The sequence below is a fragment of the Dorea sp. Marseille-P4042 genome, assembly GCF_900290215.1.
Lineage (GTDB): Bacteria > Bacillota > Clostridia > Lachnospirales > Lachnospiraceae > Dorea > Dorea formicigenerans.
In genome coordinates this window covers 438,303-460,503 of record NZ_OLMI01000002.1, presented here as the reverse complement: position 1 = coordinate 460,503, position 22,201 = coordinate 438,303, and the positions used below count along the sequence as shown (strand labels likewise).

The following is a 22,201-nucleotide window of genomic DNA, read 5'->3' as shown; positions in this document are numbered from 1 at the left end:
CTTTTCGGCAAGTAAATCTTCTGATACCCGGAACAGTGAGACGGGTATAGAAGAATACACAATACCAGCAAGCAACGCCTTTGGATTGCCATACAGGTTTCCTGTCTGTCAGTCCTACAGCAGCTTGTCAGGGAGAATCCCTGAAACCCTTACACAATAGTTAAAATATGGAGAAACAGGAGACATGAAGAAAATGATTTTATTTATTGCAGGAATATTTATCGGAAGTGTAGTCGGTGTAATCGCAATGTGCATTTTACAGGTGAATAGAAAGTAAGTGGAGGAGAAAGAAAATGGTAAGTGTTGATTTGACAATCAGAAACAAGAAAAAAGAAGCAAAACGTTACGAAGCGTATTTAAAGAAATTGGGCAAAAAGAAAGGGGAACAGAAGAAATGATAGCAGAGAAAGTATTTGCGGAAGGTGTTGCAAAGGATATTCGTAATTATCTTCCACCAGAGTATGAAGATGCAGATTTTCAGGTCGTGCAGAAAAATAAAAATAATGGAATTCAGTTAATAGGAGTACAGGTAAATCTTCCGGAAAGAAATGCAAGTCCGATTATTTATATGGAACAATTCTTTGATGAAATCCGACAAGGGGAACCTGTTGAGTGTGTAATGAACAGGATTGCAAGTTATATAGAGAAATCGAGCCGGGCTCCATTTATGAATAGCGGGATTGATCTGACAAACTATGATTCGTTAAAAGAGCATCTGGCAATTAAACTTGTGAACACACAGGCAAATCGAAAGATGCTGCAGGAAATGCCTCATGAAAATATTGAAGATTTATCTGCTATCTGCTATGTGGATTTTCCAGTAGATTCAGGAGAAGGAAAAGCAACCTTGGAGGTAAGAAATCAACATCTCAGCATTTGGAATATTGATGCGAAAAAAATATTTCAACAGGCAAGATCAAATACACAGCCTGTAAATACCCCGATTCTCCAGTCAATGGACGAAATGATGTTGAGTATTTTTAATGAAGAAGGACACTCAACAAACCTTTTAAATGAAAGTGTTGAATTTGGACTTCGTTCACATGATATGCTGTATGCACTTACAAATATGGAAAAGCAGTATGGAGCATCTATGATTACTCAACCAGAGGTTTTGAATAAACTAGAGCAGCTTTTTCCAGAAGGGTTTTATGTTCTTCCGTCATCAGTCCATGAAGTTTTGATTGTACCGGATAATGGTGAAGTTGAACCAAGAAGATTGGGCGAAATGGTGCGGGCAGTAAACTGGGCAGAGGTTAAGCGTGAGGAGGTTCTCTCAGACAGAGTTTACAGCTACGATAAAGAAAAACACCAGATTCGCCAGGAACCAGATTCTATACAGAAAGCAAAGGAGATGGAGCGTTGAGAAAACGTAATGTAGCAATTCTTTTTCGGTTGAACAAAAAGGAAGCCGAAGCATTGGATAAGAAAGTAAAGAAAAGCGGACTGAACCGAGAAGCGTACCTGAGACAGTTAATCTCCGGTGTTGTTCCAAAAGATGCACCGCCGCCAGATTATTATTCTATGATGCGAGAGCTTCACAAAATTGGAAATAACTTAAATCAGATTGCACAGAAAGCACATGTGTTAAATGTGGTAGATGTGCAGCGATACGATCAGGAAGTGCGGAAGTTCAATGAAGCAGTCCGTAAGATTACAGAAGCAGTAATACTTCCGGAGAAAAACGAATCATGGCAGTGACATCAATCTGGAGTATCAAAGGTTGGATAGGAAAAGTAATTAAGTATGCGGAGAACCCGGACAAGACGAAAGAGAACAATGAAGGGCAGATATCTGAGAATCAATCACAATCCACACAGGGATTAGAGGATGTAATTACCTATGCGGTGAATACTGAAAAGACCAGACGGGGACAATCTGAATCTATGGAAAGGAAACTTGTCGGAGAATCGGAAGAACTGATGGAACAGTATGTATCTGGAGTTAATTGTGCACCGACAACCGCCAGAGAAGAAATGATCGCAGTCAAAAAGCGTTTTGGAAAAGAGGACGGAATTGTTGCATTTCATGGATACCAGTCTTTTGCACCGGGAGAATGTAATCCGGAAATGGCACATGAGATCGGAAAGAAGCTGGCAGAAGAATTGTGGGGCAGTCAGTATCAGGTATTGATTGCAACCCATTTGGATAAGGCAAATCATCTGCACAATCATTTTGTGGTGAACTCAGTTTCATTCCTTGACGGAAAAAGATACCACAGGACAAATCAGGATTATCGTGATATGCGAATGGTGTCGGACCGTTTATGTAAAGAATATCAGCTATCGGTTGTGCAACAGCCAGAACAGGGAAAAGGAAAACATTATGCCGAGTGGCAGGCGGAACAGCAAGGGAAGCCGAGTTATCACAGCATGGTAAAAGCAGATGTTGACGAGGCAATCCGAAAGGCGAGGACTGAAAAACAGTTCTTTTTTTATTTGCGGGAAAAAGGATATTCTTTTAAGTTCGGGAAAGACATTACTATTCGTCCGGAAGGGCGGGAGCGTGGTCTGAAGTTAAAGAGGAACTTTGGAGAGAATTATTCGCTGGAAGCAATCAGGGTTCGGATTCTGGAAGAAAATGAATTACCTGCCGAGAAGAAACTTTCGGTTCAGAGGCATTACCAGATTCGGGTATCCGGCAACTTCAAGCAGACAAGAAAAATCGGAGGACTTCGGGGACTGTATCTACATTATTGTTATCTTTTGGGAATCCTGCCGAAAAACCATCTATCAATGTCTAACAAACAGGTGCATGTATTGTTCCGGGAGGATTTGTTAAAACTGAATACCATTTCAAAAGAGACGAAGCTGCTCTGCCATTATCACATTGATACTGCGGAGCAGCTTTTTTTGTTGAAAGAACGTTTGCAGAAACAAATGGAGCAGTGTGTGAAGGAACGGAAGCATCTGCGTTATAAGATTCGGGCAGACAGACTGGAAGAAGAAATACAGGAAATGAAAGAGCAGATAAAAGTTCTGACAGAGAAAATCGGAATGCTCAGAAAGGAGGCAGCACTTTGTGATGGAATTGCCGCACGTTCCAAGGTGATCGAAGAAAAATTTAAGATGGTGCGGGAAGAAAAAGAGAAGAAGGAGGAACAAAGCCATGAACACATCAGGCGAAGCCGCTGATCAGGTGGTACGAATGTCGTTGGAAGTCGGTGAAGCAGCATTGAAGATCAGTGGCACAGGAGCGAAGCATCTGGCAGTGATGCTGTATGCGGTCTTAAAAGAGAAGAAAAAGACAAAAGGCAGAGTAAGACTTGAAACACTGGTCAAATCAGGTAGACCACTGACGGTATTTTCAGTGAAAGAAAGTGATTTGAAACAATTTGTTCAGGAAGCAAAACGATATGGCGTGTTGTACTGTGCAGTCCGAAATCCAAGAGGAAGCAGTGACGGACTGGTAGATGTGATTGTAAAGGAAGAAGATGCACCAAGGATCAACCGTATCGTAGATAGATTCCAGTTTGCATCTGTAACAGAAGCAGCGAAGATTAAGACGGAAATTGAGCGGACACGTGCAGAAAAAGCAAAAGCCGGAAAATCAGAGAAGCAGGAAAAGAAGCCGGAAAAAGTACAGGTTCAGCAGGAAAAACAGGGACAGGCAGAACCAGAGAAAGATTATCCGCAGAAATCCAAGGAGGATCAGCTTATGGATAAGCTTTTTGGAGAGCCGGTAAAGAAAGAGGGGAAGGAGCAAAACCCCTCTTTGGCAAAGACGACCAAATCCCGTCTGTCCGAGCCTACCTCAAAGAAGCAAGAGAAAACCGCAGAGGGTACTTCTAAGTTATACGCTCCGGAAAAGCCAGAGAAACCATCGATCAGAAAGGAACTTCGGGAGATACAGAATGCAAGGAAGAAAGAAGCGGAACAGCATGAGCACAGAAATGATCCGGTGAGAAATCATGGCAATAAAGACCGGGAGCAGATTCGCCACCAACAGCCACAACAGAAACGAAAACCAAGTAGAAAAGGGAAAGAGAGGTAAATTTTATGGATAACAGTTTTGATTCATTATTAAATGTATCTGCCGTACCACAGGACGATAAGGTGCAGGCATTTATTGCAGAAAGCAAAAATAATAGGAATCGCTGCTATGAGTTATCGGAACAGGTAACCGCACAGGTAGCGACAGATGGTCAGATGCTTCAGAATTATCTGGATGTACAGAGTACTTTTGACCGCTATGCAGTCAATAATGCACTTCTTATTCTGGCACAGAGACCAGACTCTCAGAAATTAGGTGACTATGGATACTGGAGAGATCATGGAACCTATGTGAAACGTATGGAACGCCAGAACCCGGTTTTGATTCTGGAGCCGGGAAAGACGTATGAGCGAGAGGACGGTTCGATAGGAACGTATTACAATGCCAAAAAGCTGTACGATATTTCTCAGACAACAATGAACGATAAAAGTATAGAAGAAGTTTCGTATGATGAAAGAAGTCTGATTCGGGCGTTGGTGAGCAATCCCCCGGCAAATATTGTCGTAGCAGAGCCAGATCAGATGCCTGATAACAAAGGGGCATATTTTGAACCGGAAGAAAATTGCATTTATGTGAGAAAAGGTATGGACGCACAGGAAATTTTTCAAAGTCTTGTACCGGAACTGGTATTTGCAGGATATGCAGAAGATAATCCTGACTATGACAGGAGTGAAGATGCATTCCACGCATATTGTGCGACGTATATGTTGTCTAAAAAGTATGGAATGGATATTAGCCAATTTGATTTTACTCATGCACCAGAGTTTTTTGAAAATATGGAACCACAGGAGGTAAGAGGAGAGCTTTCTAAAGCAAGAGATGCAGCTAATACAATATCAGGAAGAATGACGAGAGTGTTAGAGCAGGACAAAAATCTGAATCGGCGTCAGCAGGAAAAGAGCGAGGTTGAACAGAAGGAATCTGAAGATAAAACAGGTGAACAGAAAACTCAAGAGCATGATAGAGGTGAAGCACGCTAGGAAAATCCGGGAAAGGAGAAAAACAAAATGAGCAGTGATACGATTACGTTAGAACTGGACAAATATGAGAGCGGCGTAGTGTTCCATTCCCTGAAGGATAAGCGGAATCAGATGCTGAAAGAGGGAAAAGATACGGAGCTTGTCGATGATGTTTTAATGAAAGTCATTGAGAAAATCGAAGTACCGCCGGAGAAGGAAAAGCGAGGACGCAGAAGCCATGAAGAACGATGATGAGCAGAGCAGTCTGATACTGACGGTAATTGGAATTATCCCGGTTATCTGGTTTGCGTTACTTGTCGCACCTTATCTTTCGTCTGGTCTTATGGGGATTCTGGATGGAATCCCGGAAGCAATGAACCATCCGTTTTCCATTCGGTTATGTGGGGACAGTGTAAAAACTGTCCTTATTTTTTTGCTGTCTTACGGCATGGGAATCGGGATTTATATTTCTACCAAGAAACATTACCGACGAGGTGAAGAACATGGTTCTGCTAAATGGGGGAATGTGAAGAAAATCAATCGCAGATACAGGGAGAAGCGGTTTACAAAAAATAAGTTGCTGACCATGCATGTACGAATCAGCTACAATATGCGGAAACATTTGCGAAATGTATTGACGGTTGTGATTGGTGGTTCCGGTTCAGGAAAGACCAGATTTTTTGCAAAGCCGAATCTGATGCAGGCGAATACCTCTTTTGTGGTGCTTGATCCAAAAGGGGAAAATCTGAGAGATACCGGGTATCTTCTGGAAGAAAAAGGGTATGAAGTAAGAGTGCTTGACCTGATCAATATGGAAAAGAGCTACTGTTACAATCCGTTTGTATATCTGAAGGACGATAATGATGTGCAGAGACTGGTAACGAATCTGTTCAAAGCGACTACACCAAAAGGCAGTCAGTCCAACGATCCGTTTTGGGACACTGCCGCTTCCATGTTGCTGTTAGCACTGATTTTCTATCTGAGATATGAAGCACCGGAGGAAGAACAGAATTTCCCGATGGTAATGGAAATGTTACGTGCCGGAGAAGTCAGAGAGGACGATGACCAGTACCAGTCACCACTTGATGAATTATTTGAGCGGTTGGAAATGAAAAATCCAGAACACATTGCAGTGAAGTATTACAAAGATTATCACTCTGGTAGTGCAAAGACATTAAAGTCCATTCAGATTACACTTGCAGCAAGACTTGAGAAATTTAACTTATCCAGTCTGGCAGCACTGACTGCAACAGATGATTTAGACCTGCCATCACTGGGAGAGCGGAAAGTGGCTTTATTTGCGTTAATCCCGGACAACGACACCAGTTATAACTTTCTGGTGTCAATATTGTATACCCAGTTATTTCAGCAGTTGTTCTATCTGGCAGATCATAAATATGGAGGGAGACTTCCGGTTCATGTGCATTTCCTCATGGACGAATTTGCAAATGTTTCACTGCCGGATGACTTCGATAAGATTCTGTCCGTTATGCGTTCCAGAGAAGTGTCAGTCAGTATTATTTTGCAGAATCTAGCACAGTTAAAAGCACTGTTTGAAAAGCAATGGGAAAGCATTATGGGAAACTGTGACGAATTTTTATATTTAGGTGGCAACGAGCAGGGGACGCATAAATATGTCAGCGAACTTCTGGGAAAGGCAACGATTGACACGAACACCTATGGAAAGTCAACGGGACATTCCGGGAATTATTCCACCAATTATCAGAATACAGGGCGGGAGCTGATGACACCCGATGAAGTTCGCATGTTGGATAACCGATATGCGATTCTTTTTATTCGTGGAGAAAGACCAATTTTAGACGAGAAATTCGATATTTTAAAGCATCCCAATGTGGGACTTACAACTGACGGGAATGGAAAGCCGTATCTGCATGGAGCAGTTGACCGGGCAGTGGCAAGTATCTCACTGGGAGACAGTCTGGAGGACGAGTTTGCTGATGATTCATTAGAAAGTGAAGGATACGAATTATTATCTGATGAAGATTTGGAAGAAATTATCCGGAAATATGCGTAAATCAAAAAATATATAGGAGGCTATCAAAAAATGAAGTTAGATATGCGAAAAAAGCAGGAGAAGAAAGAAAGCACAAAAGTAACGAAGAAGCTGCCAATGACAGCAAAAATGAAACGTGCCATGGCAGTGTATATTGTCATGGTATTGATTATGACAGCAGGAGCAAGTACTGTATTTGCGGCAGACGATCCACTGACCGTAATCAATAATCTGTCCACGTTTATCTTTGGACTGATTCGTGCTATCGGAATGATTTTGTTGGGATTTGGAATTGTGCAGGTTGGTTTATCACTGAAATCTCACGATCCAAGTCAGCGAGCCAATGGATTCTTAACATTAGCAGGTGGTGTAATCATTACATTTGCAAAAGAAATCCTGAATTTGATTACGGGTTAAGAAGAATACAAAAATAAAAGAAATGGGACGGTGCAGGCCCACATGGAGCCGCACCGTTCCGACTAAGACAGGAGGTGTTTAGAACGTGTCAGATAACTGGGTAGTACAGAACTTGCAAAATGCCTTGGATACCTGGAACAGTAAACTTGCGGAAATCTGGCAGATACTCACACAGTCACCGGAAAACTTTAAGGGTGGCGGTATCTGGCAGGTGATTGTGCAGATTCATGGAGCGTTGCAGGCAATCGGCTATGCTTTGTTAGTGCTTTTCTTTGTAGTCGGAGTGGTCAAGACTTGTGGAAGTTTTACAGAGGTAAAAAGACCGGAACATGCATTAAAAATATTTATACGTTTTGCGATTGCAAAAGGCGTAGTCACATATGGACTGGAGTTGATGATGGCGTTATTCAACATCATACAAGGAGTGACCAGTACGATTATGCAGACCGCAGGATTTGGAAGTACGGAAGATACGGTTTTACCGGACGAAATTATAGAAGCGGTAGAAGATTGTGGATTTTTTGAAAGTATTCCATTATGGGCAGTAACGTTAATAGGCGGATTGTTTATTACAGTGTTGAGTTTCATTATGATTATGAGTGTATACGGAAGATTTTTTCGATTATATCTTTATACAGCCATTGCACCGATTCCGTTATCTTCCTTTGCAGGAGAACCAAGCCAGAATATCGGAAGAAGTTTTTTAAAGTCTTATGCAGCAGTGTGTCTGGAAGGAGCAATCGTGGTGCTTGCCTGCATTATTTTTTCACTATTTGCATCATCACCGCCAGTAGTCGATCCAGATGCAGCGGCAGTGACTATGGTATGGAGCTATATTGGAGAATTGATTTTCAATATGCTTGTACTGGTCGGGGCAGTGAAAATGTCAGACCGAGTAGTGCGGGAAATGATGGGATTGTAAAATATATAGATTTATGTTTCAATAATGAAAAAGACAAAAATCATTTTTGAGGGAGAAAAGAATATGCTTAATATGAAATCTGGTGAAAATACTGATAGAAAAGAATTGGATAAACAAGAGGCTCTTGATATATTGCAGAATAAATTAAATGAGGCAGAAATATCTATCCAAAAGGAAGGAACAATTTCAGCAGAGGAGCTAGAAGCAGAATTACAGGATATTCTTTTAAGAGTAGAAGATGATGTTAAAAATGAACGGGTGGATTCGATAGAAAATACATTTAGTGATGTAAGAAAAATGTTATAAGACGAGTAGCATTGATTTAAGATAATACGAAATAACAGGGTATGTATGGTAAGAAAACGTACATACCCTGTTGTGCGTTAAGAGCCTATTCTACAATATCTCCGCTATTGTTATACCGCATATTCCCTTGAGAATCGAAATGGATAGAATCTAATGGAATCCCTCTCTGTCTGGCACGAGAAATCTGGAAGGACATATCATCTTTCATAGCTTTGTAGTATTGATGTTCCTGCCACTTGCGTCGCAGAGCAGAAATCCAGCTGAGAACAGAAAAGGCAGTCAGCAGATAGAGGATTGAAAATGCTAGTTTCTCATGGCTTGCTGCCCATGGATTCAGAATCGTGGAAACAGCAAGGAAGTATAACAGCGGTAAGGTCAGATTTAATCTGGCAGCAATCCGAAACAGCAGAGAAATCAGGAATAGAGCAACGGTAACAACAAGTGAAATCATAACAGTGATTGGCATAGGTCAGTCCCCCTTTCATTTACCCAAAGTATAACAGAGCAGAAAAATATAACAAATGTGCGATTTGGAGGTGTATCGTTTTGGAAGTAAAAATTAACAAGGAAATCAGGGATTACACAGAGGCAATCTTTTTCGGATTGTCCCTGAGACAGTTTATCTTTTCAGTATTAGCCTGCGGGATTGCCGTTGGGCTTTATTTTTTGCTTCACCCATACATGAGTATGGAAACAGTGAGTTGGATTTGTGTACTGGGAGCTGCCCCATGTGTAGTGTTCGGGTTTGTAAAATATCATGGAATGACAGCGGAGCAGTTTATCTGGGCATGGATAAAATCAGAAATCCTGATGCCGAAAAAACTAATGTTTCAATCAGAAAATCTTTATTTTGATGCGCTAGAACCAGTCATTAAAAAATATGAGAAGGAAAGTCTGAAGAAGGAGGGACGCAAGAAAAATGATAAAAACGCTGAGTAATATCTTCAAGCAGGATAAAGAAAAATTTGTAATTCCAAGAAGTGTACAGCAGGTAATTCCCATCGAGACCATCTGGTCTGACGGGATTTTTAAAATCGGGAGAAATAAATTTGCACGTACTTATAAATTTACAGATATTAACTATGCGGTGGCAAGCAAAGTAGATAAGGAAACCATGTTTCTGGAATATATGGATTTGTTAAATTCCTTCGATTGCGGTGGAACAACAAAAATAACGATCAACAACCGCCGCTTGAATAAAGTGGATTTTGAAAAAGCAATTCTGATTCCGATGCAGGAGGACGGACTGGATTTATACCGGAAAGAGTACAACAACATGCTTTTAGATAAGGCAACCAGTTCCAACAGCATGGTGCAGGAAAAATATGTGACAGTATCCTGCTATAAGAAAACAATCGAAGAAGCGAGAACATATTTTGCACGAGTGACAACAGAGCTGAACAGTCATTTTGCAAGATTGGGTTCCAAATGTGCAGAGGTAAATGGAGAAGATAAGTTACGGATTCTGCATGATTTTTACCGTACTGGAGAAGAATCTGGTTTCCATTTTGATATTCAGGAGAATATGAGAAAAGGACACAGCTTCAAAGATTATATCTGTCCGGATACCTTTGAATTTGAAAAAGACTATTTCCGTATGGGAGATCGTTATGGAAGGGTACTTTTTCTTCGGGAATATGCTTCTTACATCAAAGACGATATGATAGCAGAACTGACCGACATGAATCGGAATCTGATGTTGAGCATTGATGTGATTCCGGTTCCGACTGATGAAGCAGTACAGGAAGTGGAAAAACGTCTGCTTGGTGTGGAGACAAATATCACGAACTGGCAGAGACGGCAGAATGCCAACAATAACTTTTCAGCAGTGATTCCTTATGATTTGGAACAGCAGAGAAAAGAAAGCAAAGAATTCATGGACGACCTGACCACACGTGATCAGCGTATGATGTTCGGTGTACTGACTATGGTGCATACTGCAGAATCGAAAAAGCAGCTTGACGCAGATACGGAAACACTTCTGACCATTGGACGGAAAAAGTTATGCCAGTTTTCAGTTTTGAAATTTCAGCAAATGGACGGACTGAATACAGCACTACCAATCGGACACCGAAAGATTCCGGCAGTCCGCACGCTGACATCGGAGAGCGTGGCAGTGTTGATGCCATTCCGGGTGCAGGAGATTATGGACGCAGGCGGCATCTATTGTGGAGAAAATGCAATCTCTCATAACTTAATCATGTGCAATAAAGAAAAACTCTTGAACCCGAACTCATTCCTTTTAGGTGTGCCGGGAAGTGGAAAATCCTTTAATGCAAAAATGCAGATTGTATTCCTGGCACTGGCAACGCAGGACGATATCCTGATTTGTGATCCAGAGCGAGAGTATGCATCGTTGGTTGAAGCAATGGGCGGAGAAGTGGTTCGTATTGCTGCAGGAAGCAGGGACCACATCAATGCAATGGATATGGTAGACGGATATGGAGATGGCGGTGATCCGGTAATTGAGAAGTCACAGTTTATCTTATCTTTGTTTGAGCAGTTGGATAAAAAAGGGATCAATGCGAAGGAACGTTCCATTATTGACCGATGTGTAGGGGAAGTTTATGAGGAATATCAGCATGGCGGAGCAGTGCCGACTTTACGGGTGTTGCGTGAAAAGTTTCTGGAACAGGAAGAACCGGAAGCACAGGATTTGGCACTGGTATCAGAATTATTTACCAATGGAAGTCTGGACGCATTTGCACATGAAAGTAATGTTGATGTGAATAACCGTATCATGGTATACGACATTCTGGATTTAGGAAAGCAGCTAAAGACCATGGGACTTCTGGTTATCACTGATGCAATGCTGAACCGGGTAACAGAGAACTGGAAACAGGGAAAGCGAACTCATATTTTCTTAGACGAGTTTCATGTAGTATTTGAAAATGAGTATTCCGGAGCATTTTTTAACTCTGCATGGCGAAGATTTCGTAAGCGTAATGCATTTCCGACAGCAATTACCCAGAACGTGGAATATCTGTTAGATTCTGTTCTTGCAAGTACGATGATTTCCAACAGTGAGTATATCGTGATGCTTAATCAGGCAGAGCCGGACAGAGCAAAGTTGGCAACACTTCTGAATATCTCCACTGAGCAAATGGGATATATCACAAATGCAGATGCCGGTTGCGGTTTGGTGAAATACGGAAGTTCACTTGTACCGTTCGTCAATAGATTCCCGACCAATACAAGGTTGTACAAACTGATGACCACAAAGCCGGGAGAGGACGGTATCAACCGGGGAAGAATGTAACTTCAATAATCAATTTAAGAGAATGGCACCGGAAATCGTCACAATTTGTGGCGTTTTTTTAGTGCCGGAAAAGGAGAAAAATATGTCAGAAATCAGATTTTCATCAAAGGAACACGAAAGGTTTTTTTATCAGATGTTAGCAAAATGCGGAAAGCACGACAGTTATTACAGTTCATTTTTTTATTGTGTGGGAATTTCTGAAGATACCAGAAATCATGTTGACCGCATGTTTGATTTTAAAGAGCGTTTGATTAAACCGGGAGCACTGCATGAAGGGTGGCAGACAGGCGGTTCGGCACGATTGACCAGACTGGCTTTCAACTTGTGGAATGGATATGTGGAGAAGGGAGAAGAAAGTCTGTCTACCCCATATGAGATGTTCGATTGTGGTTATGCACCATATTTCTATGAAGCAATCCGCATAAAGTACCCGGAATACTGTCGGGACTTGCTACAGGTGAGCAAAAAAGAAACTAATCATGAACGCTAGATAAAGATTCAAATGGAGGAAAGCGATGGATCGTAAGATAAAAACACGCCAAGTCCATAAGGATATTAAAGTATTAGATAAGACGGTTACAGTGACAGACCATATTAAGCAGTCTTATGTCAGAACAAAAGAAACTGTCATGCAATCGACGGAGAAATCCAGTGATAGAGAGAATAATCCGGTGGGTTATGCAGAAGATGCGGCCAGCGAGTATGCTGACCGCATCTTTCACGAAACAGGGCATCAGGTACGTAGACAGGCAGGAAAGATTATTGAACGGAGGAAAGAGAAAGCTTCTGTTTCTTTGGCAGGCGAAGAAACAGTTTACCAGCCGAAAGAACAAATCCGACCAGTACCGCCTTCAGGCGGGGAAAAGGCACAGGAGCAGGGGAAAAAACTTGCTGTAAAAAAAATCAAGACTGTTGAGCGGGATAAAAGAACCATTAAGACCGGGAAAGCATCGGAGCAGGTTGTAAAGAATACCGGAAAGGGTACCATCAAGACATCTGGAAAATCAGTCAAGACTGCAGAACAGACGGCAAAGACCAGCATTAAGACATCGGAGCAGACTGCAAATGCTTCTGTCCGGGCAATGCATTATTCTATGAAAAAAGCAGAAAAAGCAGTGCAGACAGCAAGGCAGACTGCACAGAATACCAGGATTGCAGTGAAAAAGACAGCAAAAGCGGTAACACATGCAATAAAAGCGTTGATGGAAGCTACAAAAGCATTACTGAGTGCATTGACTGCAGGTGGTTGGATTGCGGTTATGATTTTGATTATCGTCATTTTATTTGGTGGTTTTCTATGCATGACAGGTGGGGATAATTCCAGTACGGTTTCTTCCGTCAGTGCAGAAGTAGAAGCATACGAACCACTAATCCGACAGTATGCAAATCAATATGGCATTGGAGAGTATATGGAACTGATTAAAGCCATTATGATGCAGGAATCAGGCGGGAGAGGACTTGACCCGATGCAGTGTTCAGAAGGAAGCTTTAATACAAAATATCCCAGACAGCCAAATGGAATCACAGATCCAGAGTATTCGATTTCCTGTGGTGTGCAGGAAATAAAAAGCTGTCTGGAACGTGCAGGGGTAAAAAATCCTCTGGATATGGAAAATATTAAACTGGCATTGCAAAGTTACAACTATGGAAATGGATATCTGGAATGGGCGAAAGCCAGAGGTGGATATACTCTTGCAAATGCAGCAGAATTTTCTGATATGATGGCACAGAGAATGGGGTGGAGCAGTTATGGGGACAAACAGTATGTACCACATGTGCTTCAGTATTATGCATTTGGAAGAATCCCGACAGGCATCGGCAATCAGGCAATCGTTCAGGTGGCAGCATCGCAGGAAGGAAAAGGCGGAACAACCTACTGGAGTTGGTATGGATTTGGAAGCCGGGTAGAGTGGTGTGCCTGCTTTGTGTCATGGTGTGCAGATCAGAGTGGTTATATCCAGAGTGGAGTCATTCCGAAATTTTCTCTTTGCTCGGACGGTGTGAAATGGTTTGAAAGTAAAGGCAGGTTCCGGGACGCCAGTTATACTCCGGCGGCAGGAGATATTATTTTCTTTGACTGGGGAAACAATGGAACGATTGACCACGTTGGAATTGTAGAGAGCGTTAGTGGTGGAACCGTAAATACCATTGAAGGCAACAGTGGGGATAAAGTGGCAAGACGGAGTTACAGTATTGGAAGCAGTAATATCTATGGATATGGTAGATTGGAAAAATAGGAATGCTGTTTTAATTTGTAAAAAGTGATATTGATTTTGTATATCGTAGAATAATTAAGACAAAAATTAATTTATATAGAGTAGTAGAATTTAGAGAGCCTGGTTTCGATTATATATTTGAAACCAGGCTTGTTTTGATACCATTAATAAAGTAACAATATGAGAAGAGTGATAAAGAGATGTTTCTATTATTCTCTGAAAGTTTTTGAAAATATGAAAGAGCCAAATATAACTGTGTAACAGAATGCAGCTAAAGGTGTTGAAAAAGATAAGCTTTTGTCTGTTAATTGCCATAAATCTAATAAATTATTATTAAAATAATGAAGTATTACAGCTATCCATATAGTGGAGGTTCGTTTGTAAATCCAACAATCATAAATATTAGAACTAAAGATTATTAAGGATCTAGTAAAAAGAAGAGCAAATGGTATTGTATTGGGATTTAAGTAATAGTCCAAAGGAAGATGAAAAAATATTTTAATAATCCCTAAAAAAATAATAGATTTGTAAATACCATATTTTTGTGTAAGTAAAGGGAATAGATAGTATCCCCAACCATATTCTTCGCCCCAATATAGAATATAGGTGAGTAAAAAGGTCAATATTAGTTCCGGTAATCTATTCCAATTTGCTAGAGGAATTGTTAATTGAGTTAAATCGTGAGTAGCAAAATAGTCACAAAAGAACTCTAATCTAACCATTAATGAAAAAAGAAAAATAAAACATATTGTATATTTTAAAATTTCTCTAATGGAAATATCATCGGTTAATCCAGTATGCTTCCGATTTTTGTCTGGAAGAGTGAAAAGAATATAAAGGCTAATTAAAGAACCTAAAACGACCAATGTTTTAAAAATTAGCTTATTATTATACGGGAAAAATAAAGAAAATATTGTATATAAAAAAATTAAAATAAAGTAAAAGGTAAAAAAAGTAAAGAAAGTATTGGCTTTGTTATATGGAAATACCGAATTAGTAGCGAACAAAGCACTTAAAGCCGGTAGGAGCATTACTAGAATGTAATTCGATGGGATATATGTCCGATTTGTTATATGGACATATAAATATACAATAATGAAAAAAAACAGTTCAAAACTATATAAAAAAAGTAAAAAACGAAAAATAGGTGATTCTTTGTATTTGAAGTTTTTCATAATATTTTCCTCCTTCAATAGCAACATGTGATTATTTTCTTAGAAATTATATATGTCTTTTTGACTATCTTTTTATATCTTCTCAAATGTCCGCAAAGCCTTATTTTATCGGCTCTACGGGCATTTTGCTTTTGTGGTAAACCTCGCATATCTAGGTCTATCTTCTTATATTTTCCCTGTCAATCGTGGTTAAAATCGTGGTAAATACTTCTATGCGATTAGACGCTGAACCTCTGATTTTGCGGTATCTATGGACGCATGAGCGTACCAGTTCATTGTGATACTGATGTTTGAATGCCCCATGATATACTGTAAATCTTTCGGGTTCATGTTCTTGCTTGCCAGCCTTGTGCAGAATGTATGGCGTAGCGTATGCGGTGTAATATGTGGCAAGGGATTGTCCTTGTGGTGCTTGTTGTATTTCTTTACCATACGGATAAATAAGGCGTTATAATCAATGGCAACTTTTGGATTACCTTTCGGATTGATAAACACAAAACCGCTGTGTCCGTCTACCTCTATCGACTTTATCTTTGGTCGGCTGTTGATAACCCGTTGAAATGCCTGTATCGTTTCTTTGCTTAATGGCACTTGCCTTATCCCGCTTTTCGTCTTAGGCGTTTCAATATAATAGCCCTGTTCCTTACTCTTTAGTAACTGGTGGTCGATAATCACAACTTCATTCTTGAAATCAATGTCGGCTACTGTCAGTCCGCACAGTTCCGAGATACGAAGTCCTGTCTTTAACAGTATCAGCACATCATCATAATGCTTGTGATACACGTTGTCCGTCTTAATAAATGACAATAAGGCTTGCTCCTGTTCCTCTGTCAATGCGACTTTCTCTTTGGTATCATTTTCTATGACTTCACTTAGCTTGAAATCAAAAGGGTTTTTCCTCACATAATCATCTTGTATGGCTATGTAGAATGACGCTTTTAACGAGCGTTTATGGTTGTTAATGGTATTGTAGGAAAAGCCTTTGTCTTTCATGCGTAACGCCCATTCTTTAGCGTCAGAGGGTTTTATCGTATCAATGCTCCTAGCACCTAACTTGTCCTCTTTTAATAACCGCATGAGTTGTTCCCGTTGTTTCTGTGTGCTTTTCTTCACATTTGTCCTCTGTGCGTTCTGTTTGGCATAGAGTTGGCAAAGCGTCATTTTCTTGCCTGTGCTGTCGATACCGTCCTCAATATCCCGTCTTATCTGCTGTTCCAGTTCTCGAAGTGAGGGTTTTTCCCGTTTTCCCTTTGGTGTCGGGTCTGTGGGTGTCAATCTCCAAGCATACACATATTTTGTGTTTCCCAATGCGTCTACATATTTATATAAGTATTTTCCGTCTGTTCGTTGGCTCTCTCCAGTATGCAGGATACGACCTTTGTTATCCCGTCTTTTTTCTTTCATGGTGTCTGCTCCTTTCCTTGTTGGAAAGAGCCTTGATATGACTTGTGTTCATCATAACACATACAAGGCTCATTTGCATTAGATTGCGTCCAATTTATCAATAACCTTTTCAAACTGTCGGCGTTTAATCTGTATGCGGTTGCCATTCATAATGAGCCAGCCAGCGTCCTTGTTTTCCTCTGCCAATCGTCTTAACTTGTTTTCTCCAATGCGGAAATACTTTGACGCTTCTTCAATGGTAAGGGTGTATTTTTCCCATACGGGAATATCCTGTGTATTACTCATAAAACACCCCCTCACTTTCGATTACGTCTGATATGTCCGTACACATCTGTTCCACAAGCATTTCCTGTTTTTCAGAAAGGTGGGTACATTCATCAATCATTTTCATGTAGTTTGAACCTGTCAGCCTGTCGATTTCCTCTATCATCACGATTGACGGCATGACCTGTCTTTCCAGCCATTGCAGAGTGCGTTCCATATTGACAGGTACAGGGTTCATTTCAAAAGGTAAACTGTCATGGGAAATGAATATCTCCCACAATGGATAGTCAGGAAATTCCACAAAATCGGTAATGAGATAAAACACCAGCCCATGAGGGTTATACGTCAATAACAGTTCTTCAACTGCCTGTACCGCCTTTTTGTCACGCAGACGAATTTCAAAACGGTTGATAATATCGGTATGTTTCTTTTTCGTTGCCTGTTCCTTTTGTTTTTCATACAGGCAGAAATATTTTGTGCTTGCCTTTGAGCCGATATAAAGGGTACTTGCTAAATTACGGTTTTTTCCGCTTAATTTTCCACCTTGTACATTTTCATAGTTTTTACAGCGACATTCCGCACCACCATTTCTGTATTTTTCAGATAGCACAGGAATATCCAGCAGACCGCACATATCATTGATTGCCAAGTCAAAACGTCGGATAACACCGCCACAGTCAAGACAGCGGTTTAAGAATGAATACCAGTCCCTGTTCTGTGCCTGTAAGACATATTCCATGTTGCGTGAGCCTGCCCCTTTTAATTCTAAAAATACGCCCATGTGTTCATCATCAGAAGCCATGACCTTGATTTCCCCGTAAGCATAATGCTCCTTATAGCCATAATACCCATAGTCATAATGGATAAAATAATCTGCTTTCATGCCAAGCACCTTTCGGATAACTTCCAATGCGTCAGTCGTTGGAAAACGGACAGACAGATAATCAACGAGCAGATAAAAAGGCTTATCGCAGATATAGTAATTCAGACAACGCAGGATAATGTTCTGTGTTTCCTTGCTGGCGTTAGCTTTTCCGTTCTCAAAGCGGTTGATACTATATCTTGATACATGGGTAAGACTTGCAAGTTCTCCTTGTGAAAGACCGCTGGCAAGACGTTTGTTCTTCATTTCAAGTGCAAATTCTAAATTGTTCATTGTATTCCTCCAATCCCACAATAGCCTTGAAATACCTGTAAACCACCTTTCAAAAAGTGTGATATGTACTATCTTCTTAAAACCTCTCATTACTACTCACAGGTTTGGGGGTGTATGGTTTTTGACTTGTCTTTTGTGAAATAGTGCCCCCCTGTTAGATAACGGGGGCACAGACAAGGCTCGCAGGCTCGCCAGCCGACAAAGCATTTCTTCCCCTTGACACAAGGTGTCATGGCGGTAAGCCTGAGAGGCTTCCGCCACCGTGTCAGAAATACTTTGTCAGCAAGTTCTGTTTTGCCTTTTCTAACAAGTTCCATTTCAACCGATATTCATATCTACGGATTTAATCAGATAGGTATTTCTTTTTGAATGTTTTTATATTTCATTCTATTGTGCTTATTCGATTACAAGAACATAGTAATTCTTATATGCTTATTTGTCAATATCTTTTTTTGCCTTTACAAATCATATTAAGCATGATAGACTTATAATAGCGAAGATATAACGAGATATGGAGGGTTATGCAATGAAAATAAGCCATTTAGGAAATAATATACAGACCATAAGAAAATTTAGGGGAATGAAACAACAGGAACTTGCGGACAAAATCGGTATCAATATGCAGAGCCTTTCCAAGATTGAAAGAGGGTTGAACTATCCTGCCTATGAAACGCTGGAAAAGATAATGGAAGTGCTGGACGTTACGCCCAATGAATTGTTGTCGGGAGAATGGAAGTATGTCAATCAATCTGAAAAGGAAGTCTGTCAGTTTTTAAGAGCCGAAGAACGTCTAAATGCAGAACTGAAACATGGACACTATGATAACTTCTTTGACAGCGAGGAAGAATGGCTGGAATATGAGTTAGAAAAGTTACGGGAATATATTACAGACTATATCAACGGGAAAAGCATTGAAGCGTCCGACCTTTACCCAATCAAAGAATTTATCCAGCATTTGAAGTTTCAAAAATTATTAGACCGCTATGATGATTTATACAGTATGGATATGTTTGGGGAAAGCATAGAGGGACATAAGTATAAGACACCTTATCAAGTCGTGAAAATGATAAACCCGAACTCAAAAGAAGATATGGAACTGTTACGAGAAGTATTAAGGAATAACAATTTTGATGATGAGGACGAGTAACTTTTTTCCTCTTGCGAGAAGATACAGCAAACAAAAAGCCCGATCAAGAGTGCAAAGCACCACCAATGGTGGCAAAGCTCTTGACAGGGCTTTTTCTTTTCTGTTGTGGGCAATCAAGAGGAAGAAAGGGATAAAATCTGATTTGTGGTAAATCAGGCAAAGGCAACGCAGGTATCACAGTATGAATTGACACCGCATAAGGAAAGCAACTGGAAGATTGTAGAATAAATGAAAAAGGCTTGCATTCTGCATTTTTATAAAATTGCAAGTCTTTATATTGACAAGCATAAAATACTAAGATATACTTTAATCAGACCAACGGTTTGTATTGGAGGTAAGTTATGGCACGAAATAAATATCCAGAAGAAACAGTAAAACTCATTTTAGATGTTTCTACAAAAATGTTTTGTGAAAAAGGATATGATAACACATCATTGCAAGATATTATCAATGAAACAAAACTTTCTAAAGGTGCTATTTATCATCATTTCGATTCAAAGGAAGATATTTTAAAAGCAATTTTTCAAAGAATTGGAAATGAAAATGCAGTAATATTTGCTAAAATTAGAGATAACGATAGTTTAAACGGTTTAGAAAAGTTAAGAGAAATATTTAAGACAGCGGTATTCAATTCTAACCAAAGCGTTTTATTGACAGTTTCTCCTCAACTATTAAACAATCCTCGTTTTCTTGCTATGCAAATAGAACAAATGTATGAAATTGTAGTACCTGAATTTGTTGAACCCGTTTTAGAACAAGGTATCAAGGATAAGTCTTTGGAGATTGAAAATTCACATGAAATTGCAGAAGTTATCATGGTATTAAGTAATGTATGGCTCAACCCATTAGTTGAAATGACGGATAAAGAGGGTATGGAAAAACGTTGCAATACATTCAATGCCCTTTTAAATGGAATAGGCATAGACACATTATTAGACGAAGAAACAATTTCTGCATTTATACAGTTTTGTAAATAACTGTATTTGTTATCCCTATACGATAGACTGCTCTATAAAAGAGCAGTTTATTTAAACCATTATATAAACCGACGGTCTGTTTGATTAAATAAAAAGGAGAGATTTTATGCAAGCAGAAAAAAAACTTTTTAATCGTGATTTTATACTTGTTGTTATAGGACAGATAATTTCTTTATTTGGAAACGCTATCCTACGATTTGCATTACCGTACTATTTGTTAAAAGAAACTGGTTCATCAGCTTTGTTTGGTATTGCTACAGCCTGCTCTTTTTTACCTATGGTTATTTTGTCGCTGGTAGGTGGTATTATTGCTGACAGGACAAATAAAAGAAACATTATGGTCATACTAGATTTTGTAACAGCAATCATAATTTTAGTATTTTATTTGTCATTGGGAAAAATTCCTATCATACCTTTGTTTATTGTTGCTTTGATGTTACTTTATGGTATTTCTGGTGCATATCAACCAGCGGTACAAGCAAGTATTCCTCTATTGGTATCATCAGATAAACTTACCGTCGGTAATGCTATAATAAATCAAGTAAATACTTTAGCAAACTTTATCGGACCAGCTATAAGCGGAGTAGTTTTTCAATTTTATGGTATCAATCCCATTTTAATTGTTAGTATTATATGTTTTACTTTTTCAGCCATTATGGAAATTTTTATCCATATTCCACACCAAAAAAGACCTCGTGAAGTAGGTGTAATTGCAGTTGCTAAAAACGATTTAAAAGATAGTTATACCTTTTTGAAAAAGGAGAAACCCATTTTTATATCCGTAATCTTTTTGGTTTGCATTTTCAATTTGGTTTTAAGTGCTGTTTTAATTGTTGGTCTGCCTATCTTAATTTCTGAAGTTTTAAAAATGCCAGATACACTATATGGTTTTTCACAATCAGCATTATCATTAGGTGGTTTATGTGGTGGTATTTTAACAGCTCTTGTTGCTTCAAAGTTAAAACTAAAAAACCTTTATACCTTGTTACTTATTTGTTCTGTTTCTGTTTTACTTATGGGAATTTCGCTATTTTTAGAATTGCCTGCAATAGTTTCCTACTGGGTAGTTACAGTGATGTGCTTTGTGGCTATGGGTGTATCTACTATGTTTGTTGTTCAAATTTACACTCTTGTTCAGACACAAACACCACCGCAATTAGTAGGAAAGATAATGGCTACGCTGGTAGCAGTTGCTATGTGCGGTCAACCTATTGGACAAATGGTTTACGGTATTTTATTCGATGTATTTATACAAGAAACATGGGTTGTTATGTTTGTAGCTTCTATTGCTTCAATCATGATTTCAATATATTCAAAAAGAATTTTTCAAAAGTTAGAGATATAATACAAGGGGTTAAATAGTATGTTAGGCTAAAAACAATATATAAAAGAAAATTTGAAATCTGCTAAAAGGATAGTGTTATAAAAGAAAGAGTAATATTGCAGTATTTAAGGCTCGCACAAATATATGTTTTGTGTGGGCTTTTTTCTTACCATTTTTCTGTATTTCTAAAGGGTATAAACGGTATTCCGTTTATATATTTCAGCATTAGCAGAAAGGGGGTGAGATTATGAGGACATCTTCTTTCGAGCATATCGTCAGATTACAGTTCAATTCTTTAATGCTGATTGTCATTAAGAACAAAGTGAAAAGTCGAAACAGACAGCTTGCAAGACATTCTAAACGTGAAGTATTGTTTTGTGAAATAGCCGAAACGAAACAAGTTGAACGTGGAACGATTGATACCTGTTTTTATGATTGTGTATCATTTAAAGTCTTGCACTTTACAATTTATGTATCTGATGAAACACTTGGTACAGTTTTACATAGACTGTCAGAAAAACAGCGTAGTGCGATTTTATTACGTTATTTTCAAGGAATGAACGACAGAGAAATTTCAGAACTGTACCATGTATCACGTTCTGCTATTTGCAGTAGAAGAACTAGAGGACTAAGGAAGTTAAAAATGCTTTTGAGCGAAAGGAAGTAAA

Annotated in this window: 24 protein-coding genes; 19 read left to right on the top strand and 5 right to left on the bottom strand. The window is 39.4% G+C overall.

All coding sequences use genetic code 11. The features are described 5' to 3' along the window. Positions 1-184 precede the first annotated feature (184 nt). The 11 genes from C7E02_RS07675 to C7E02_RS19385 all read left to right on the top strand — a co-directional run bounded on the left by C7E02_RS07675 (position 185) and on the right by C7E02_RS19385 (position 8,611). On the top strand, positions 185-277 hold the full coding sequence (locus C7E02_RS07675) for a DUF3789 domain-containing protein (protein WP_005343171.1): 93 nt from the start codon (positions 185-187) through the stop codon (positions 275-277). A 117-nt stretch (positions 278-394) separates the two neighbouring features. Next, positions 395-1,366 carry a DUF5688 family protein gene (locus tag C7E02_RS07670; protein WP_105309230.1) on the top strand — a complete coding sequence of 324 codons (972 nt, stop codon included), beginning with the start codon at positions 395-397 and terminating at the stop codon, positions 1,364-1,366. Continuing rightward, the gene (locus C7E02_RS07665; RefSeq protein WP_005342533.1) at positions 1,363-1,701 is read left to right on the top strand and encodes a plasmid mobilization protein; all 339 of its coding nucleotides are present in this window, start codon (positions 1,363-1,365) and stop codon (positions 1,699-1,701) included. Before C7E02_RS07670 ends, C7E02_RS07665 begins: the two co-directional genes overlap by 4 nt. Continuing rightward, on the top strand, positions 1,692-3,134 hold the full coding sequence (locus tag C7E02_RS07660) for a relaxase/mobilization nuclease domain-containing protein (protein WP_105309229.1): 1,443 nt from the start codon (positions 1,692-1,694) through the stop codon (positions 3,132-3,134). The genes C7E02_RS07665 and C7E02_RS07660 overlap by 10 nt, the downstream gene beginning before the upstream one ends. Further along, positions 3,109-3,993: a PcfB family protein gene (locus tag C7E02_RS07655; RefSeq protein WP_005342530.1), complete on the top strand. Its 885-nt coding sequence runs from the start codon at positions 3,109-3,111 to the stop codon at positions 3,991-3,993. The genes C7E02_RS07660 and C7E02_RS07655 overlap by 26 nt, the downstream gene beginning before the upstream one ends. Positions 3,994-3,998: 5 nt before the next feature. After that, on the top strand, positions 3,999-4,973 hold the full coding sequence (locus C7E02_RS07650) for a hypothetical protein (protein ID WP_005342526.1): 975 nt from the start codon (positions 3,999-4,001) through the stop codon (positions 4,971-4,973). Positions 4,974-5,000: 27 nt separating this feature from the next. Further along, the gene (locus C7E02_RS07645) at positions 5,001-5,204 is read left to right on the top strand and encodes a hypothetical protein (protein ID WP_005342524.1); all 204 of its coding nucleotides are present in this window, start codon (positions 5,001-5,003) and stop codon (positions 5,202-5,204) included. Next, entirely contained in the window at positions 5,191-6,987 is a 1,797-nt protein-coding gene (locus C7E02_RS07640) for a VirD4-like conjugal transfer protein, CD1115 family (RefSeq protein ID WP_105309228.1), read from the top strand. The genes C7E02_RS07645 and C7E02_RS07640 overlap by 14 nt, the downstream gene beginning before the upstream one ends. Before the next feature lie 30 nt (positions 6,988-7,017). Continuing rightward, entirely contained in the window at positions 7,018-7,383 is a 366-nt protein-coding gene (locus C7E02_RS07635) for a hypothetical protein (RefSeq protein ID WP_005342521.1), read from the top strand. 85 nt (positions 7,384-7,468) lie between these two features. Next, the gene (locus C7E02_RS07630) at positions 7,469-8,305 is read left to right on the top strand and encodes a hypothetical protein (protein WP_005342520.1); all 837 of its coding nucleotides are present in this window, start codon (positions 7,469-7,471) and stop codon (positions 8,303-8,305) included. Between the two features lie 63 nt (positions 8,306-8,368). Next, complete coding sequence (locus C7E02_RS19385) at positions 8,369-8,611, top strand: hypothetical protein (RefSeq protein ID WP_195657790.1); 243 nt, start codon at positions 8,369-8,371, stop codon at positions 8,609-8,611. Between the two features lie 85 nt (positions 8,612-8,696). On the opposite strand, the gene C7E02_RS07620 is transcribed toward C7E02_RS19385, so the two are convergent. Continuing rightward, positions 8,697-9,077 carry a hypothetical protein gene (locus C7E02_RS07620; protein WP_005342515.1) on the bottom strand — a complete coding sequence of 127 codons (381 nt, stop codon included), beginning with the start codon at positions 9,075-9,077 and terminating at the stop codon, positions 8,697-8,699. An 80-nt stretch (positions 9,078-9,157) separates the two neighbouring features. On the opposite strand from C7E02_RS07620, the gene C7E02_RS07615 reads away from it, so the two are divergent. The 4 genes from C7E02_RS07615 to C7E02_RS07600 all read left to right on the top strand — a co-directional run bounded on the left by C7E02_RS07615 (position 9,158) and on the right by C7E02_RS07600 (position 14,107). Then, complete coding sequence (locus C7E02_RS07615; RefSeq protein ID WP_005342510.1) at positions 9,158-9,550, top strand: PrgI family protein; 393 nt, start codon at positions 9,158-9,160, stop codon at positions 9,548-9,550. Continuing rightward, a complete protein-coding gene (locus C7E02_RS07610; protein WP_005342509.1) occupies positions 9,531-11,870 on the top strand; it encodes a VirB4-like conjugal transfer ATPase, CD1110 family in 2,340 nt (779 codons plus the stop codon). The genes C7E02_RS07615 and C7E02_RS07610 overlap by 20 nt, the downstream gene beginning before the upstream one ends. An 82-nt stretch (positions 11,871-11,952) precedes the next feature. Continuing rightward, the gene (locus C7E02_RS07605) at positions 11,953-12,360 is read left to right on the top strand and encodes a DUF6075 family protein (protein ID WP_105309819.1); all 408 of its coding nucleotides are present in this window, start codon (positions 11,953-11,955) and stop codon (positions 12,358-12,360) included. 25 nt (positions 12,361-12,385) lie between these two features. Beyond that, the gene (locus tag C7E02_RS07600) at positions 12,386-14,107 is read left to right on the top strand and encodes a lysozyme family protein (protein WP_105309227.1); all 1,722 of its coding nucleotides are present in this window, start codon (positions 12,386-12,388) and stop codon (positions 14,105-14,107) included. 188 nt (positions 14,108-14,295) lie between these two features. On the opposite strand, the gene C7E02_RS07595 is transcribed toward C7E02_RS07600, so the two are convergent. The 4 genes from C7E02_RS07595 to C7E02_RS07580 all read right to left on the bottom strand — a co-directional run bounded on the left by C7E02_RS07595 (position 14,296) and on the right by C7E02_RS07580 (position 18,085). Next, positions 14,296-15,261 carry a CPBP family intramembrane glutamic endopeptidase gene (locus C7E02_RS07595; RefSeq protein ID WP_005342505.1) on the bottom strand — a complete coding sequence of 322 codons (966 nt, stop codon included), beginning with the start codon at positions 15,259-15,261 and terminating at the stop codon, positions 14,296-14,298. A gap of 210 nt (positions 15,262-15,471) precedes the next feature. Then, the gene (locus C7E02_RS07590; RefSeq protein ID WP_021391141.1) at positions 15,472-16,665 is read right to left on the bottom strand and encodes a site-specific integrase; all 1,194 of its coding nucleotides are present in this window, start codon (positions 16,663-16,665) and stop codon (positions 15,472-15,474) included. A 78-nt stretch (positions 16,666-16,743) separates the two neighbouring features. Continuing rightward, complete coding sequence (locus C7E02_RS07585) at positions 16,744-16,950, bottom strand: excisionase (RefSeq protein ID WP_032518109.1); 207 nt, start codon at positions 16,948-16,950, stop codon at positions 16,744-16,746. Continuing rightward, a complete protein-coding gene (locus tag C7E02_RS07580; RefSeq protein ID WP_021391143.1) occupies positions 16,943-18,085 on the bottom strand; it encodes an XRE family transcriptional regulator in 1,143 nt (380 codons plus the stop codon). The genes C7E02_RS07585 and C7E02_RS07580 overlap by 8 nt, the downstream gene beginning before the upstream one ends. Before the next feature lie 526 nt (positions 18,086-18,611). Here C7E02_RS07580 and C7E02_RS07575 point away from each other — a divergent pair. The 4 genes from C7E02_RS07575 to C7E02_RS07555 all read left to right on the top strand — a co-directional run bounded on the left by C7E02_RS07575 (position 18,612) and on the right by C7E02_RS07555 (position 22,200). Then, complete coding sequence (locus tag C7E02_RS07575) at positions 18,612-19,232, top strand: helix-turn-helix domain-containing protein (RefSeq protein WP_010727155.1); 621 nt, start codon at positions 18,612-18,614, stop codon at positions 19,230-19,232. A 341-nt stretch (positions 19,233-19,573) separates the two neighbouring features. Continuing rightward, positions 19,574-20,209 carry a TetR/AcrR family transcriptional regulator gene (locus C7E02_RS07565; protein ID WP_022278536.1) on the top strand — a complete coding sequence of 212 codons (636 nt, stop codon included), beginning with the start codon at positions 19,574-19,576 and terminating at the stop codon, positions 20,207-20,209. 106 nt (positions 20,210-20,315) lie between these two features. After that, on the top strand, positions 20,316-21,554 hold the full coding sequence (mef(H), locus tag C7E02_RS07560) for a macrolide efflux MFS transporter Mef(H) (protein WP_022278535.1): 1,239 nt from the start codon (positions 20,316-20,318) through the stop codon (positions 21,552-21,554). A gap of 226 nt (positions 21,555-21,780) precedes the next feature. Further along, entirely contained in the window at positions 21,781-22,200 is a 420-nt protein-coding gene (locus C7E02_RS07555; protein ID WP_022278534.1) for a sigma factor-like helix-turn-helix DNA-binding protein, read from the top strand. Position 22,201 lies beyond the last annotated feature (1 nt).

What these genes read in the sequence shown, in the direction of transcription:
- C7E02_RS07675 (WP_005343171.1), top strand. Translation starts at nt 185, where the DNA reads ATGAAGAAAATGATTTTATTTATTGCAGGAATATTTATCGGAAGTGTA.
- C7E02_RS07670 (WP_105309230.1), top strand. Translation starts at nt 395, where the DNA reads ATGATAGCAGAGAAAGTATTTGCGGAAGGTGTTGCAAAGGATATTCGT.
- C7E02_RS07660 (WP_105309229.1), top strand. Translation starts at nt 1,692, where the DNA reads ATGGCAGTGACATCAATCTGGAGTATCAAAGGTTGGATAGGAAAAGTA.
- C7E02_RS07655 (WP_005342530.1), top strand. Translation starts at nt 3,109, where the DNA reads ATGAACACATCAGGCGAAGCCGCTGATCAGGTGGTACGAATGTCGTTG.
- C7E02_RS07650 (WP_005342526.1), top strand. Translation starts at nt 3,999, where the DNA reads ATGGATAACAGTTTTGATTCATTATTAAATGTATCTGCCGTACCACAG.
- C7E02_RS07645 (WP_005342524.1), top strand. Translation starts at nt 5,001, where the DNA reads ATGAGCAGTGATACGATTACGTTAGAACTGGACAAATATGAGAGCGGC.
- C7E02_RS07640 (WP_105309228.1), top strand. Translation starts at nt 5,191, where the DNA reads ATGAAGAACGATGATGAGCAGAGCAGTCTGATACTGACGGTAATTGGA.
- C7E02_RS07635 (WP_005342521.1), top strand. Translation starts at nt 7,018, where the DNA reads ATGAAGTTAGATATGCGAAAAAAGCAGGAGAAGAAAGAAAGCACAAAA.
- C7E02_RS19385 (WP_195657790.1), top strand. Translation starts at nt 8,369, where the DNA reads ATGCTTAATATGAAATCTGGTGAAAATACTGATAGAAAAGAATTGGAT.
- C7E02_RS07620 (WP_005342515.1), bottom strand. Translation starts at nt 9,077, where the DNA reads ATGCCAATCACTGTTATGATTTCACTTGTTGTTACCGTTGCTCTATTC.
- C7E02_RS07610 (WP_005342509.1), top strand. Translation starts at nt 9,531, where the DNA reads ATGATAAAAACGCTGAGTAATATCTTCAAGCAGGATAAAGAAAAATTT.
- C7E02_RS07605 (WP_105309819.1), top strand. Translation starts at nt 11,953, where the DNA reads ATGTCAGAAATCAGATTTTCATCAAAGGAACACGAAAGGTTTTTTTAT.
- C7E02_RS07600 (WP_105309227.1), top strand. Translation starts at nt 12,386, where the DNA reads ATGGATCGTAAGATAAAAACACGCCAAGTCCATAAGGATATTAAAGTA.
- C7E02_RS07595 (WP_005342505.1), bottom strand. Translation starts at nt 15,261, where the DNA reads ATGAAAAACTTCAAATACAAAGAATCACCTATTTTTCGTTTTTTACTT.
- C7E02_RS07590 (WP_021391141.1), bottom strand. Translation starts at nt 16,665, where the DNA reads ATGAAAGAAAAAAGACGGGATAACAAAGGTCGTATCCTGCATACTGGA.
- C7E02_RS07585 (WP_032518109.1), bottom strand. Translation starts at nt 16,950, where the DNA reads ATGAGTAATACACAGGATATTCCCGTATGGGAAAAATACACCCTTACC.
- C7E02_RS07580 (WP_021391143.1), bottom strand. Translation starts at nt 18,085, where the DNA reads ATGAACAATTTAGAATTTGCACTTGAAATGAAGAACAAACGTCTTGCC.
- C7E02_RS07575 (WP_010727155.1), top strand. Translation starts at nt 18,612, where the DNA reads ATGAAAATAAGCCATTTAGGAAATAATATACAGACCATAAGAAAATTT.
- C7E02_RS07565 (WP_022278536.1), top strand. Translation starts at nt 19,574, where the DNA reads ATGGCACGAAATAAATATCCAGAAGAAACAGTAAAACTCATTTTAGAT.
- C7E02_RS07555 (WP_022278534.1), top strand. Translation starts at nt 21,781, where the DNA reads ATGAGGACATCTTCTTTCGAGCATATCGTCAGATTACAGTTCAATTCT.